The sequence below is a fragment of the Pedobacter sp. GW821-FHT01D05 genome (genome assembly GCF_059422505.1).
Genome location: NZ_JBWKXA010000003.1, coordinates 313,381 through 326,429 on the forward strand (window position 1 = coordinate 313,381; position 13,049 = coordinate 326,429).

The 13,049-nt window shown below is 37.9% G+C and carries 13 protein-coding genes; 5 read left to right on the plus strand and 8 right to left on the minus strand.

Going from position 1 to position 13,049, the window contains the following annotated elements; translation table 11 throughout:
* Window position 1: 1 nt before the first annotated feature.
* Window positions 2-514, minus strand: coding sequence for a fumarate hydratase (locus AC07VK_RS13525; protein ID WP_492952607.1), 513 nt, complete (start codon window positions 512-514; stop codon window positions 2-4).
* A 7-nt stretch (window positions 515-521) separates the two neighbouring features.
* Window positions 522-704 carry a hypothetical protein gene (locus AC07VK_RS13530; protein WP_492952608.1) on the minus strand — a complete coding sequence of 61 codons (183 nt, stop codon included), beginning with the start codon at window positions 702-704 and terminating at the stop codon, window positions 522-524.
* A gap of 22 nt (window positions 705-726) precedes the next feature.
* On the opposite strand from AC07VK_RS13530, the gene AC07VK_RS13535 reads away from it, so the two are divergent.
* Window positions 727-888: a hypothetical protein gene (locus AC07VK_RS13535; RefSeq protein WP_492952609.1), complete on the plus strand. Its 162-nt coding sequence runs from the start codon at window positions 727-729 to the stop codon at window positions 886-888.
* A gap of 179 nt (window positions 889-1,067) precedes the next feature.
* On the opposite strand, the gene fumC is transcribed toward AC07VK_RS13535, so the two are convergent.
* The gene (gene fumC / locus AC07VK_RS13540; RefSeq protein ID WP_492961055.1) at window positions 1,068-2,465 is read right to left on the minus strand and encodes a class II fumarate hydratase; all 1,398 of its coding nucleotides are present in this window, start codon (window positions 2,463-2,465) and stop codon (window positions 1,068-1,070) included.
* A gap of 199 nt (window positions 2,466-2,664) precedes the next feature.
* Between fumC and rsgA the strand changes: the two genes are divergently transcribed.
* On the plus strand, window positions 2,665-3,585 hold the full coding sequence (gene rsgA, locus AC07VK_RS13545; protein ID WP_057931375.1) for a ribosome small subunit-dependent GTPase A: 921 nt from the start codon (window positions 2,665-2,667) through the stop codon (window positions 3,583-3,585).
* An 86-nt stretch (window positions 3,586-3,671) separates the two neighbouring features.
* Window positions 3,672-4,625: a Smr/MutS family protein gene (locus tag AC07VK_RS13550; RefSeq protein ID WP_492961057.1), complete on the plus strand. Its 954-nt coding sequence runs from the start codon at window positions 3,672-3,674 to the stop codon at window positions 4,623-4,625.
* A 197-nt stretch (window positions 4,626-4,822) separates the two neighbouring features.
* Here the strand turns inward: AC07VK_RS13550 and AC07VK_RS13555 are convergent, their stop codons facing one another.
* The 5 genes from AC07VK_RS13555 to AC07VK_RS13575 all read right to left on the minus strand — a co-directional run bounded on the left by AC07VK_RS13555 (window position 4,823) and on the right by AC07VK_RS13575 (window position 8,770).
* Complete coding sequence (locus AC07VK_RS13555; protein WP_492961059.1) at window positions 4,823-5,515, minus strand: pirin family protein; 693 nt, start codon at window positions 5,513-5,515, stop codon at window positions 4,823-4,825.
* A gap of 2 nt (window positions 5,516-5,517) precedes the next feature.
* A complete protein-coding gene (locus AC07VK_RS13560; RefSeq protein WP_492961061.1) occupies window positions 5,518-6,024 on the minus strand; it encodes a hypothetical protein in 507 nt (168 codons plus the stop codon).
* Window positions 6,025-6,095: 71 nt separating this feature from the next.
* Window positions 6,096-6,824, minus strand: a complete 729-nt coding sequence (locus tag AC07VK_RS13565) for a dioxygenase family protein (RefSeq protein WP_492952614.1) — start codon at window positions 6,822-6,824, stop codon at window positions 6,096-6,098.
* A 126-nt stretch (window positions 6,825-6,950) separates the two neighbouring features.
* The gene (locus AC07VK_RS13570) at window positions 6,951-7,658 is read right to left on the minus strand and encodes a LytR/AlgR family response regulator transcription factor (protein WP_492952615.1); all 708 of its coding nucleotides are present in this window, start codon (window positions 7,656-7,658) and stop codon (window positions 6,951-6,953) included.
* Window positions 7,658-8,770, minus strand: coding sequence for a sensor histidine kinase (locus AC07VK_RS13575; RefSeq protein WP_492952616.1), 1,113 nt, complete (start codon window positions 8,768-8,770; stop codon window positions 7,658-7,660). Before AC07VK_RS13575 ends, AC07VK_RS13570 begins: the two co-directional genes overlap by 1 nt.
* A 120-nt stretch (window positions 8,771-8,890) precedes the next feature.
* On the opposite strand from AC07VK_RS13575, the gene AC07VK_RS13580 reads away from it, so the two are divergent.
* Together AC07VK_RS13580 and AC07VK_RS13585 are read left to right on the plus strand one after the other, a co-directional pair.
* Entirely contained in the window at window positions 8,891-9,259 is a 369-nt protein-coding gene (locus AC07VK_RS13580; protein WP_494932377.1) for a hypothetical protein, read from the plus strand.
* Between the two features lie 139 nt (window positions 9,260-9,398).
* A complete protein-coding gene (locus tag AC07VK_RS13585) occupies window positions 9,399-12,875 on the plus strand; it encodes a preprotein translocase subunit SecA (protein WP_492952618.1) in 3,477 nt (1,158 codons plus the stop codon).
* The last annotated feature ends 174 nt before the right edge of the window (window positions 12,876-13,049 follow it).

The window sequence follows — 13,049 nt, forward strand, 5'->3', positions numbered from 1 at the left end:
TTTATAATTCTTTTTGTATACAGGTAATTTTTTCTTTGAGGATTAATTTGATTTCGCGCTGATCGCTTAAACTTTCTAAGAATAAGGTATCTGCAGATTTCTTTTTGATCAGGAAGTTCTTATCGTATCGGCCAATGCGGTAACATCCCGATATTTTTTGTTTATGATTAGCATGCGTAAAGGTGGCGCCAACAAATAGGGTATCACCTTTAACTACGTAAACACCTTTGGCATATTCTTTCCAAATGCCATTGTTGTAGCAGGAATCTTCGTAAAAATTCACTTTGCTGTGGGTAACCATATCAATATAAACAGAATCGCAGGTAAATTTGAAGTGGTGCTGTGTGTAGTTGCTCAGTTTATTGCTAAAAGCGACAGAATCTTCATTCCAGACACCTTGCATAAAATCTTCACCTTTGCCCTGTATATTAGGCCGCGGACTACAAGCTACATGTAAGATAGATAATGTAAGGATGATGTAGAAATTCTTTAAACCGGGGTGCAGCTTGTTCATTGTATTGTTAATCGATGCTTTTAGGAAATTGATCGTGGATGACAGCATCCTTTTTAACGGTATTGTAAACCAAAATGAAAAGCCCGGCTGCAAAACAAAGACTGGCTATAAAGCTAATGACGCCTACGATAGAATAGTACTTTGAAACTTCTGTATAAGCTAAATGTTGAGCTGAAATTAGTAATGGCATTAAAAAACTGTAAAATAGGTTAATGAGCAGGCCAATACCCGAGCCAATGGTCATTAAAATGGCCTCAACTGAAGATCTTTTTATTAAAAAAAAGCAACAGGTTCCAAATACGATGCAAGGCGATATGATGGATACTAAGCTGAGCAATGTAGAGAGTACTGAATTCATTTTACCTGTGTTTTAATTAACCGTATTGATTAGAACTGTAATTGTTGAAGCTAGCAAAGAGGTTGTAGCATAAAATACTTTCACTTGGATTTGTCACGTTGAGCCTGTCGAAACGCTTAATTATAAATTTATAGCGGGTCCTTCGACAGGCTCAGGATGACAAATTTTATATTTTATAACATCTTTGAAAATTAATTATTTCAAACTGCCAACCATGTCTTCCGGGCGAACCCATTCATCAAACTGTTCGTTGGTTAACAAGCCTAACTCTACAGCTGCGGCTTTTAAAGTTTTATTTTCTTTGTGCGCTTTCTTTGCAATTTTAGCAGCGTTTTCGTAACCCACATGCGGATTTAAAGCCGTAACCAACATTAAAGAATTTTGTAAATGTTTCTCAATTTCTGGCAAGTTAGCGGTGATTCCTTCCGCACATTTATCGGTAAAAGAAACACAGGCATCACCTATTAAGCGGGCGGATTGCAAAACGTTAGCCGCAATTAGCGGTTTAAATACGTTCAGTTCAAAATGGCCGCTCATCCCGCCCACAGAAACGGCAACATCGTTACCGATTACTTGTGCACAAACCATCGTTAAGGCTTCTGGTTGCGTAGGGTTAACTTTACCTGGCATAATTGAAGATCCCGGTTCGTTATCAGGAATTACAATTTCGCCAATACCACAACGTGGGCCAGAGCTTAACATTCTTACATCGTTAGCTACTTTCATTAAAGCAACCGCCGTACGTTTTAAAGCGCCAGAAAGCTCTACCATTGCATCATGTGCTGCTAAAGCCTCAAATTTATTTGGAGCCGTAACAAATGGCAATCCGGTTAAATCGGCAATTTTTTTAGCCACTAAAACATCGTATCCTTTTGGCGTATTTAAGCCTGTACCAACCGCGGTACCACCCAAAGCCAGTTCGGCAACCATAACCAAAGCATTTTTAATGGCCCTGATGCTATTGTCGATCTGCTGTACATAACCCGAAAATTCCTGCCCTAAGGTAAGTGGCGTAGCATCCATAAAGTGTGTACGCCCAGTTTTAACAATTGTACTGAATTCTTCAACTTTTTGAGCTAAAGTATTTCTTAGTTTCTCTAAACCTGGAATGGTATTTTCTACCGTAAGTTTATAGGCTGCAATGTGCATTGCAGTAGGGTAAGTATCGTTTGATGACTGTGATTTATTTACATCATCATTAGGGTGAAGCACTTTTTTATCGTCAGCTAATGAACCACCGTTAATTACATGAGCACGGTTTGCGATCACTTCGTTACCATTCATGTTGCTTTGCGTACCCGAACCAGTTTGCCAGATTACCAATGGGAATTGATCATCTAACTGTCCAGTAATAATTTCATCACATGCTTTAGCTATTAAATCGGCTTTTTCTGCTGATAATACACCCAGCTCGGTATTGGCAAGCGCAGCTGCTTTTTTCAGATATCCAAAAGCGTGGATAATCTCTTTTGGCATCGAACCTTCTGGTCCGATTTTGAAGTTATTGCGTGAGCGTTCGGTTTGTGCACCCCAGTATTTGTCGGCTGGTACCTGCACCTCGCCCATGGTATCGTGTTCTATTCTGAAACTCATTATATTTTTGATTTTTGTTGTCGCAAATTTAGGTTTTTTGCCTTTTAAAGCGTTGGATTTATGTAAGATATTTAATGGATAACAAAATATATCGCCGAAATGTCTGTATTCCTTTTTATTCTCCATCATTAATGTACAAACTTTTATCCTGATTAGCCGCTTCTACCAATGAAATCATATTCATACCTTTACCGCAAATATGCAGGGATTAGTTATTAAATCTACAGGGAGCTGGTATAGTGTTTTGGCCGATAATGGCGAACGCTATGATTGCCGGATTGTAGGGAAATTCAGGATTAAAGGACTTAAAACCACCAATCCGATTGCGGTTGGCGACAGGGTGAAATTTGATCTGGAACGGGATAGTAACCAGGGTTTGATACACGAAATGCTACCACGTAAAAACTACATCATCCGCAAATCGATCAACCTAAGTAAGCAGGCACAGATATTGGCTGCAAATTTGGATATGGCCATGCTGGTGGTTACGCTAGCTTCGCCCCGTACATCTTTAGGTTTCATCGATCGTTTTCTGGTTACGGCCGAGGCTTACGATGTACCTGCAGTTTTGGTGTTTAATAAACTCGATCTGTTTAGTAAAGAGGGTTTAGAAATTCTTCAGGAGTTCAAAGATATATACGAGAATATCGGTTATGCCTGCTATGAAGTTTCGGCTTTAAAAGGTATTAATATTCCGGTTATTCAGGAATTGATTACAGATAAAATTACACTGATATCTGGTCACTCGGGTGTGGGGAAATCGAGTTTGATTAATGCATTATTGCCCGATCGCGATTTAAGAACGGGGGAGGTTTCAGACTGGAGCGATAAAGGGCAGCATACCACTACTTTCGCCGAAATGTTCGAACTGCCACAGGGCGGTTTCATTGTCGATTCTCCTGGAATTAGAGAACTGGGAGTTATTGATATTGAAAAAGAAGAACTAGGTCATTTTTTTAGAGAAATCTTTAAAACCTCGCACGATTGCCGTTTTAACAACTGCAGGCATGTTAACGAGCCTGGATGTGCCGTTTTAGCAGCAGTAAACGATGGTGAAATTGCCGTTTCGAGGTATGAAAGTTACCTGAGCATTTATCACGGAAACGATACTCGTCATTAATTGAGTCAGGGCTCGGAAGTCTGAGGTCCGAAGATATAATCTGATTAAATGCATGGGACTAAACCTTTGCCAAAAAAATAAAGAAAATGAAATTTAAACTGGGAGATTTTGTGCGTTTTGTTGATGAAAAACGTGAAGGTTATGTAACTAAAATTATCGATAGCCAAACTTTGGGTGTTACCGATGAAGATGGTTTCGAGATACCTGTTGCGGTGAGTAATTTAACTTCTGTGCATGGTCATGGTGTGGTAGCCGAAGCGTTGGATGCCCCCAAACCCATCCAGGTAAATATCCCCGGCATTAACAAAATCGAAAACGGTATTTATATAGCTATTGCTACCGATGATAAGGCCGGTAATGTGGTGCATTTTCACCTGCAGAACCATTCTCCAAATATTTTACTGGTAAGCTTAACCACTGAGCGTAAAGAGAAATATGCAGGTGCTTTTCATGGGATAATCGAATCTTACGGCTCTACTTTAGTTTATTCTGCTTCCTTGGCCGATCTTGACCTTTGGCCAGAATTTAACTTTCAGGTTTTGGTATTTAGCAAAGCTGATGTGAAACCTATCGACCCTTTAGTAATCCGTAAGAAATTTAGGGCAAAAGATTTTAGCACCGAACAAAAGGAATTACCTCAATTGAGAAATAAGGGCTGGTTAATCCGTTTGGATGATCTGGTTCCGGTAACCATCGATCCACAGAAATTAAAAGAAAGTTTTTTCAAATCTACCGAAGAGAAAAAAACGGTGGCAGCTCCTCAAAAAGAAATCGATTTACATATCGAAAAACTGAGAGATGATCATCATTTTTTAGAAGCTGATGAAATGCTGCAGATCCAGGTCAATCATTTTCAAACCGCCATGGATGCTGCGGTTGTTCATCATTTCGATAAAATCGTTTTTATCCATGGTTCTGGTAATGGTACTTTGAGAGATAAAATCCATAAACTGATCAGTAAAAACCCACATGTGAAAACATATATGGATGCCAGAAAAGAAAAGTTTGGCTATGGCGCTACGGAAGTAGTTTTTAAATAATAGGCTTTTATTTGTGGTGTAAGATGTTACCATCTTACACTGCATCAAATCTTTTTAGATATGCACTAAGTCAGATGGTAACATCTGACTTCACGACGAAACAAAGAAATCCTTTCATTCCATCCGTCATTCTGAACTTGTTTCAGAATCTATTAGTAAATTAAAGATTCTTCACTGCGTTCAGAATGACAAAAAAACTAAAATCCAAACTCCAAAGCCACCACAATCGCATTATTGCTCAAGGCCTCCAACGCTACCTGTTCAATATCCCAGAGTGCTAAACCGTCTCTTGCATGCATCAAGCGGCCTTCAATTTCGAAAGCCCCATCAATAATAAAAGCATAAAACTGATGATTTGGGCTTTGCATTTTATAAACTGCTTCTTCGCGACCAGCAAAAATGCCTGCACTTAATTTAAAAGGCAATTTCGGGTTCGCAATAATTTCGAGTAGCTGGTTCTGGTTTTTTTCAAAATCGAAGTTGAAAAGCATTTCGCTTGCCCGCATTAAAAACATATCGGTTTTAATTCCAAATTGCATGTAATTAATTGTGTCGTTTTGATAAGGATTGCTGATTTCCAATACTTCACCTTTACCCATATTCAACACCTGTATTTGCCCGGTTTCTAAAGCAAATTCTTTTCCATTGGCAACAATATCAATTCCGCCGGTAATGGGCATAAATATCTGGAGCGAATCTTCTTTGCATAGAAAAAAGGTAACCTTTCCGCCAGCAATCGATTCATCATTGCATAAAAATAAGTTACCAAAAGCTTCTCTGTGTTCGCTGTAATATTTCTCAAAATTAAAGGTGCTGTATCTTCTTAGTGCCGAGGTTTCTGTTAAGCCCCGCTCATCGGCTAAAAATATTTTTCCAGGTTTGAGTTCCATCGTTAATCAATGTTTTTTATGGCATGGATACTTACGAAAGGCTGGATCTGAAAAAGATTTGTGAAAACTTCATCTTCATTACTTTCTTTAAATTGCGATACCAAAAGCAAATTATCTATTGTATCGTGCCAAACCAGCGGTTTTGAGAAAAAATTGATGGCCACTTTATGCTTTTCAAGACTGTTAATATCCGAATTGATTAATTCGAATTTAAAGTTTTCAAAAAACAGGAAACGTCTGCCTAAATTATCCAGTACATCAGGGATAATTCCATTTAACTGGCGCAAATAGCCAGTAATTGCTGCGCTGACCAGAAAATGTAATTTCTCAGCCTCTGGAACATTCAATACCATTTCGGCAAAAGTAGTAAATCGCTCTTCCTGATTATAAAACTGTGCCTGCATTTTAAACTCAGCAAAACTGTCTTCATGTACAAACTTGTCCCAAGCGCTGGTATTGGTTGCATCAATTATTTTTCGATAACATAGCGTAATTACTTTCCTCGACATGGCATAAAATTAAAAAAGACGCTAAGAAATCCTAACGTCTTTATGAAAATAAAACAATTATAAGGATTATGCTATGCTTTTACGTTCAATTTAAATGTGAGTTCGAAACCTGCCGTCAATGTTCCCGTTACGGCTGCAATTTCTACACCCGTTTTATCATCGCTAAAAACATTGTCGGCATTATTATAGGTATAGCCCGTCATACCTTTGCTATAGCCATTTACTAAAGCCAATGATGTTCCTGCACCTTCGGGGAAAGCAATTTGTGTTACATTTAATGATGTGCCGGCTGCATTATAAACATGTACGTGGATATGTGTTGCGCGGCCACTGTACCAGCCCGGGAAGATCGTGGTAAAAGTTACCAGTCCATTTGCATCAGTGGTTTGCCTACCGCGTAAAAAATGGACTGATTGATAATTTGTGCTCTGCATACCTGTGCCGCCATACTCAGAATAATTTCCCTCTGCATCACAATGCCAGATATCTACTATAGCTCCTGCCAAAGCAGCGCAATTGTTATTCAAGTTGCCAATTGTAATTTTAGCTGTCATTTTGTAACCTGTACGTCCATCGGTAATATCACTGCGAACATATGATGCAGGTACTTTTGTAGGGAAGGGCCCTTCCGTTTCAGTAGGTGCTACAGTACAGGTTCCGTTTGTACTGGTAGTTGTTCCAGCTGTTCCCGAGCCTGATGAAGTTTCATCAGTAACACTACTTTTTTTACATGCTTCAATTATTACAGGAGTAGAGATTGCTCCAATCATTAAACTCCTGATGAAATTTTTTCTTTCCATGCTATTATCTTCTTGTTAGTTACTGATTCTAAAGTCGAAAGATTCTATAAACCAGGCAAGTGTGTATCGATAAGGAGAAGTTTTGTATCGGTCAGTTAAAATTTAGTTAAAAAGTGTTAAGAGAGATTAACTCTTTTTCCATTCATTTATAACATCAGCATAGCTATCACTAACTGGGAGTATTTCTCCGGTTATCAATTCTATTTTTCGGTTATGTATGGCTTTAATTTTTTGTGTAGATACCACAAAACTCCGGTGTATACGTTTGAAACGATCTGCAGGGAGTTTATCCATCATTTTTTTTAGCGGCATTAAGGTTAAAACCATCTTGCTGCCCTGTAAATGAATTTTGACATAATCCTCCAAACTTTCGACAAATAAAATATCAGGCAAATTAATTTTAATAAGCTTGTATTCTGAATGAACAAATATGCTTTCTACAAAATCTGTAGCTTGTTTATTATTTTGATAACTATAAAACTCTTTAGCTTTGTTTACCGCTTTTTTAAACCTCGGGTAATCTATTGGTTTGAGTAAATAATCAATGGCTTCCAATTCAAATCCCTCAAAAGCAAAGTTTTTATATGCCGTAGTAAAAATTAACATTGGTTTATTTTTTAACGATTTAAATAAATCTATACCTGTAATATCTGGCATATTGATGTCCAAGAAAAGAAGGTCTGTTTTATTGTTGTTTAAATATTCTGAAGCCGCAATTGCATCTTCAAATACACTTCCAACTTCCAGGTTATCCGATGCTTCTACATAACTTTTTATCAGGGCTGCAGCTAGTGGTTCGTCATCAATAACTACACATTTTAAGGTTTTAGCCATTATAATTGAATCGTTAAATTAACTGTGAATAGGTTATTGCTGTTATCTACGCTTAAAATGTGCTTATTTTGGTAAATGTAGTTTAAACGTTGTTTTGTATTTTTCAAACCAATACCACTTCGTTCGGTATTGATCTTATCGGGATATAAAGTATTTTGACAAAATAAAATTAATGAATTTTGCCTGCTAAAAATTTTGATGATTAATTTATTGCTGTTGTGATTACTGATGCCATATTTAAAAACATTTTCAATAAAGGCCATTAATATTAAAGGGGCAATTTTTTTATTTTCAAAGTCACCTTCAAGTTCAAATAATAAGGTTGTTTTTTGGGTTAGCCTTAATTTTTGTAAATCAATAAAATCGGTAACGCAATCCAGTTCCTGTTGTAAACTTACAAAATCATGCTTGGTCTCATCGGTTATATAGCGCATAATGTTGGATAACTTCATTATCGAGGGTGCTGTATTTGTATCTTTAATTACGGCAAGTGTATAGATGTTGTTGAGTGTATTAAATAAAAAGTGTGGATTGACCTGGGCTTTTAAAAAAGACAACTCTGCTTGCGCTTTTTCGGCTTCTGCAATCAATGCCCTTTGTGTAGTTAGACTTAACTGTTTATTTGTTTCCTTGGTAAAACTAATTATAATGGTTAGGAAAAAAAGAAAAAGACTTGCCACATCAATTCGTGGGCCGGTCTTAGCGCCTCTTTGGTGGCCGCCTGGAAATGGTTTGCCGTTAAATGGTAGAATTTGTTTCTGATCTGGAGGCATCGGAGGGCGGTCAAATGTGGCCGGTCGCTCAGCAAAGTTCCTGTTTTGAAAAATAAATTTATCAAAAGGCCTGAGTTCTAATATACCGGCCAAAATAATCATCAATCCAAATAAGTATAAAACATATCGTGATTTGTCATATAATTTTGGGAACAAGTAAAGGGCATGTATAAAATAAATTGCTATAAAAATCAGGCAAAAAAGTAAATATTGTACTAATCCCGAAGTCGTAAGGATGTATTTAATGTTTTGATCTGAAACTAAAAGAAGCGGCAGACTTAACAGAAATATAGCGGCAATAACTTGAATAATTATCCTAAAGTTTAATTTCTTAAGCATAAACAAATTAACATATATCCACAAAATTTATTTAATGGGTATCGGTAATTTACGCTTTTGTATGGATGATTCCATCGTTTGTCATTATGATGGAGTTATTATTATATAAAGCTTAGAAAATTGAGGTATGCTTTTTGCGATGATGTAATTTCTTTTTATAAAAGATTAAAACTAGCTTTGCCGCTATTAATGAAACACCTGGTTACCATATCGCTTGTATTTTTTAGCTTAACACATTTGGCAAAAGCCGAACGTGTTGAAGGGCTAAGGATATTAAACGAATATTGTAATGAGCATAATATCAGTATTAATTCAACGGGTAAAGAATCGGTTCAACTTAATGAGGATCGTAATCCATACTTGTTATCGTATACCAAGCTCGCATTAATAGGCACCCAAGCCCCGTTAAAAGTTGCAAAATATGTGAGCGTAAATCAGGTAATTGCTGATTTAACAATCAGGAAAAAACCAAAGAATAACAGCCCCTAGCTTTCTTTCTTAAAAGATCTTTTACAAGATTTTATCCCCCATTTATAGCAATAACTGCCAAGCTGACTTAAAAAAGACAATGGCTTGGTTGTTGTAACACACCATTTTTTTAATAATAAATACGATTTAAAATATTATAATGTTAGGATTTTTAGCGAAGGTTTTCGGAAGTAAATCAGAAAGAGATATAAAGGCTATTCAGCCATTGGTTGTTAAAATTAACGAACACTACAGTAAACTGTCTGTGCTTAGTAACGATGAGTTACGTGGTAAAACCATAGAATTTAAAGAAAAAATTTCGGCCTTTTTAACCGAAATTGATGAGAAAATTTCAGCACTAAAAGCTGATGCAGAGAGCGAAGATTTAGATCTTCACCAAAAAACAGCGATTTATGACCAGGTTGATGCCTTAGGTAAAGAGCGCGATACAGAATTGGAGAAAGTACTTTTGGAAATCCTTCCTGAAGCTTTTGCTGTGATTAAAGAAACTTCTCGTCGTTTAAGCGAAAACGATTATTTAGAGGTTACCGCAACCCAGTTCGATAGAGATTATGCTGCAAGAAAAAACAATGTTAAAATTGTTGGCGATAAGGCACAATGGGCCAATAAATGGGATGCTGCAGGAACTGAAGTTGCCTGGAACATGGTACATTACGATGTACAGTTAATTGGTGGTATTGTATTGCACAGCGGTAAAATTGCCGAGATGGCTACCGGTGAGGGTAAAACCCTGGTAAGTACATTACCAGCTTATTTAAATGCATTGGCCGGACAAGGTGTTCACATCGTTACCGTGAATGATTACTTAGCCCGTCGTGATAGTGAGTGGAATGGGCCATTGTTCGAATTTCATGGTTTAAGTGTAGATTGTATTGATAAACATGAGCCAAACTCTGAGGAAAGAAGAAAAGCTTATGCCGCAGATATTACCTACGGAACCAATAACGAGTTCGGTTTTGATTACCTGCGTGACAATATGTCGCAGACACCTGACCAGTTAGTACAGCGTAAGCAGCACTTTGCAATGGTGGATGAGGTCGATTCAGTGTTGATTGATGATGCCCGTACACCTTTGATTATTTCAGGTCCGATTCCACGTGGTGATGAGCATGAGTTTTATGAATTAAAGCCACGCATCGAACGTTTAGTGAATGCACAGAAAGCATACGTAACGCAAGCATTAAACGAAGCGAAGAAATTAATCAACGCAGGAAACAGCGGAACCGAAGAAGGTGAAGGTGGTTTAGCTTTATTACGTGCATACCGTGGTTTGCCAAAAAACAAAGCTTTAATTAAGTTTTTAAGCGAAAGTGGCGTTCGTGGTTTGTTGTTGAAAACCGAAAACCACTATATGGCAGATCAATCTAAGAATATGCCTAAGGTAGATTCTGAATTGTATTTCTATATAGATGAGAAAAATAACCAGGTTGAATTAACCGAAAAAGGTATCGAACTGATTACCCAATCGGGTGAAGATCCAAATTTCTTCGTATTGCCTGATGTAGGTACTGCAGTGGCAGATTTAGAGAAATCTGACCTGCCTTTAGAAGAAAAAGTCGTTCAAAAAGATGCCTTAATGCGCGATTATTCTGTTAAAGCAGAACGCATCCACTCGGTTAACCAATTGTTAAAAGCTTATACTTTATTTGAGATTGATGTAGAGTACATCATCGATGAAGGAAAGATTAAAATTGTTGATGAGCAAACAGGTCGTATTATGGATGGCCGTCGTTACTCTGATGGTTTACACCAGGCAATTGAAGCTAAAGAGAATGTAAAAGTTGAGGATGCTACCCAAACGTATGCAACCGTAACCCTGCAAAATTATTTCCGTATGTATCACAAACTTTGTGGTATGACGGGTACTGCAACAACGGAAGCTGGTGAGTTTTGGTCTATCTACAAATTAGACGTAGTAGAAATTCCAACCAACAGAAATATTTCTAGAAAAGATGAGCAGGATTACGTTTACCGTACTGTTCGTGAAAAATATAACGCCGTTGCGTCAGAAATTCAGTTCCTTGTTTTTCCGTATTCTCATTACGAAACCGAATATGAGCTGGATAAAGAAGGAAATCCGAAACAAAAAGATGGCAAACCGGTAATTAAATACGATCCAACAGGTAGAGCTGTGCCTAAGCTCGATGCTAAAGGCGCATTAATTCCTGCGGTTAATCCTGAAACAGGGCAACTAGAGCCAAAAGCTGGTCGACCGGTACTAGTGGGTACAACATCGGTAGAGATTTCCGAGTTGTTAAGCCGTATGCTTAAACTCCGTGGAATTAAACACAATGTATTAAATGCGAAAATGCACCAGAAAGAGGCCGATATTGTTGCCGAAGCTGGTCAGGCAGGAACCGTAACCATTGCAACCAACATGGCTGGTCGTGGTACCGATATTAAATTGGGTGCAGGTGTTAAAGAAGCTGGCGGTTTAGCCATTGTTGGTACCGAGCGTCACGAGTCTCGTCGTGTAGATAGACAGTTACGTGGCCGTGCGGGTCGTCAGGGTGATCCAGGTTCATCTCAGTTCTTCGTTTCATTAGAAGATAACTTAATGCGTTTATTTGGTTCAGAGCGTATTTCTGGTATCATGGTACGCATGGGTATCGAAGATGGCGAAGTGATCCAACACTCAATGATTACCAAATCTATCGAACGTGCACAGAAAAAAGTAGAAGAAAATAACTTTGGTATCCGTAAACGTTTATTGGAGTACGATGATGTGATGAACTCGCAACGTACCGTAATTTATGCTAAACGTAAAAATGCTTTATTTGGCGAACGTTTAGATGTAGACATGAACAATATGGTTTTCGATGTTGCCGAAGATATCGTAAGCGAATATAAACAAGAAGGAAATTACGATGGTTTTAAACTGGAAGTAATCAAAAACTTCTCTTTAGATACGGCCATTACCGAAAAAGAATTTACTTCAACCAGTATTCCTCAGTTAACTGAAAGGTTATTCGACGAAGCTGAAGCATTTTACGCACGTAAATCGGAAGCCATTATCCAACAATCATTACCAGTTTTAACCCAGGTTTATCAGGAACGTGGTGAACACATCGAACAGATTGTGGTTCCGTTTACTGATGGTATCCGCGGTATTCAGGTAGCGGTTGATTTGAAGAAAGCTATCGATAATAAAGGAAAAGAAGTGGTTCGCTCATTCGAAAAAACCATTGTCCTTGCCTTGATCGATGATAGCTGGAAAGAGCATTTACGCGAAATGGATGATTTGAAGCAATCCGTACAAAATGCGGTTTACGAACAGAAAGATCCATTGGTAATTTATAAAATGGAAGCTTTCAACTTGTTTAAAAACATGCTTAATGCGGTGAATAAAGAAGTGGTAAGTTTCTTATATAAAGGCGGTATTCCGGTTCAACAAGAACCAGATCAGGTTAGAGAGGCACCAGCCCCGGTAAAACAACCGAAGCTGCAAACTACTAAACAAGAATTTGGTAGAGAAGAACCAGGTATCGAGTTTGGCGATACGCGCGAGGCCGTTCCACAACAGCCAATCCGTAAGGAAGTAACCGTTGGCAGAAACGAACCTTGCCCATGCGGTAGCGGTAAAAAATTCAAAAATTGCCACGGCGCTAATTTATAATCAATACTTATAATAGCTTATTGAGCCCCGACATTTTTTGTCAGGGCTTTTTTATTATGTCATCACATAAATTAATCGTCATTTCGACTGAAGCATGCCGATTTTTCATGGCAGCGGAATGGAGAAATCTTTTCCGAGAAACTGATTTTCGGCCGTACTTTAGAATTTTTGAAT

Bases quoted from the DNA above. Each gene is read 5' to 3' on its own strand.
- AC07VK_RS13525 (WP_492952607.1), bottom strand. From the start codon at position 514: ATGAACAAGCTGCACCCCGGTTTAAAGAATTTCTACATCATCCTTACA.
- AC07VK_RS13530 (WP_492952608.1), bottom strand. From the start codon at position 704: ATGCCATTACTAATTTCAGCTCAACATTTAGCTTATACAGAAGTTTCA.
- AC07VK_RS13535 (WP_492952609.1), top strand. From the start codon at position 727: ATGAGCAGGCCAATACCCGAGCCAATGGTCATTAAAATGGCCTCAACT.
- fumC (WP_492961055.1), bottom strand. From the start codon at position 2,465: ATGAGTTTCAGAATAGAACACGATACCATGGGCGAGGTGCAGGTACCA.
- rsgA (WP_057931375.1), top strand. From the start codon at position 2,665: ATGCAGGGATTAGTTATTAAATCTACAGGGAGCTGGTATAGTGTTTTG.
- AC07VK_RS13550 (WP_492961057.1), top strand. From the start codon at position 3,672: ATGAAATTTAAACTGGGAGATTTTGTGCGTTTTGTTGATGAAAAACGT.
- AC07VK_RS13555 (WP_492961059.1), bottom strand. From the start codon at position 5,515: ATGGAACTCAAACCTGGAAAAATATTTTTAGCCGATGAGCGGGGCTTA.
- AC07VK_RS13560 (WP_492961061.1), bottom strand. From the start codon at position 6,024: ATGTCGAGGAAAGTAATTACGCTATGTTATCGAAAAATAATTGATGCA.
- AC07VK_RS13565 (WP_492952614.1), bottom strand. From the start codon at position 6,824: ATGGAAAGAAAAAATTTCATCAGGAGTTTAATGATTGGAGCAATCTCT.
- AC07VK_RS13570 (WP_492952615.1), bottom strand. From the start codon at position 7,658: ATGGCTAAAACCTTAAAATGTGTAGTTATTGATGACGAACCACTAGCT.
- AC07VK_RS13575 (WP_492952616.1), bottom strand. From the start codon at position 8,770: ATGCTTAAGAAATTAAACTTTAGGATAATTATTCAAGTTATTGCCGCT.
- AC07VK_RS13585 (WP_492952618.1), top strand. From the start codon at position 9,399: ATGTTAGGATTTTTAGCGAAGGTTTTCGGAAGTAAATCAGAAAGAGAT.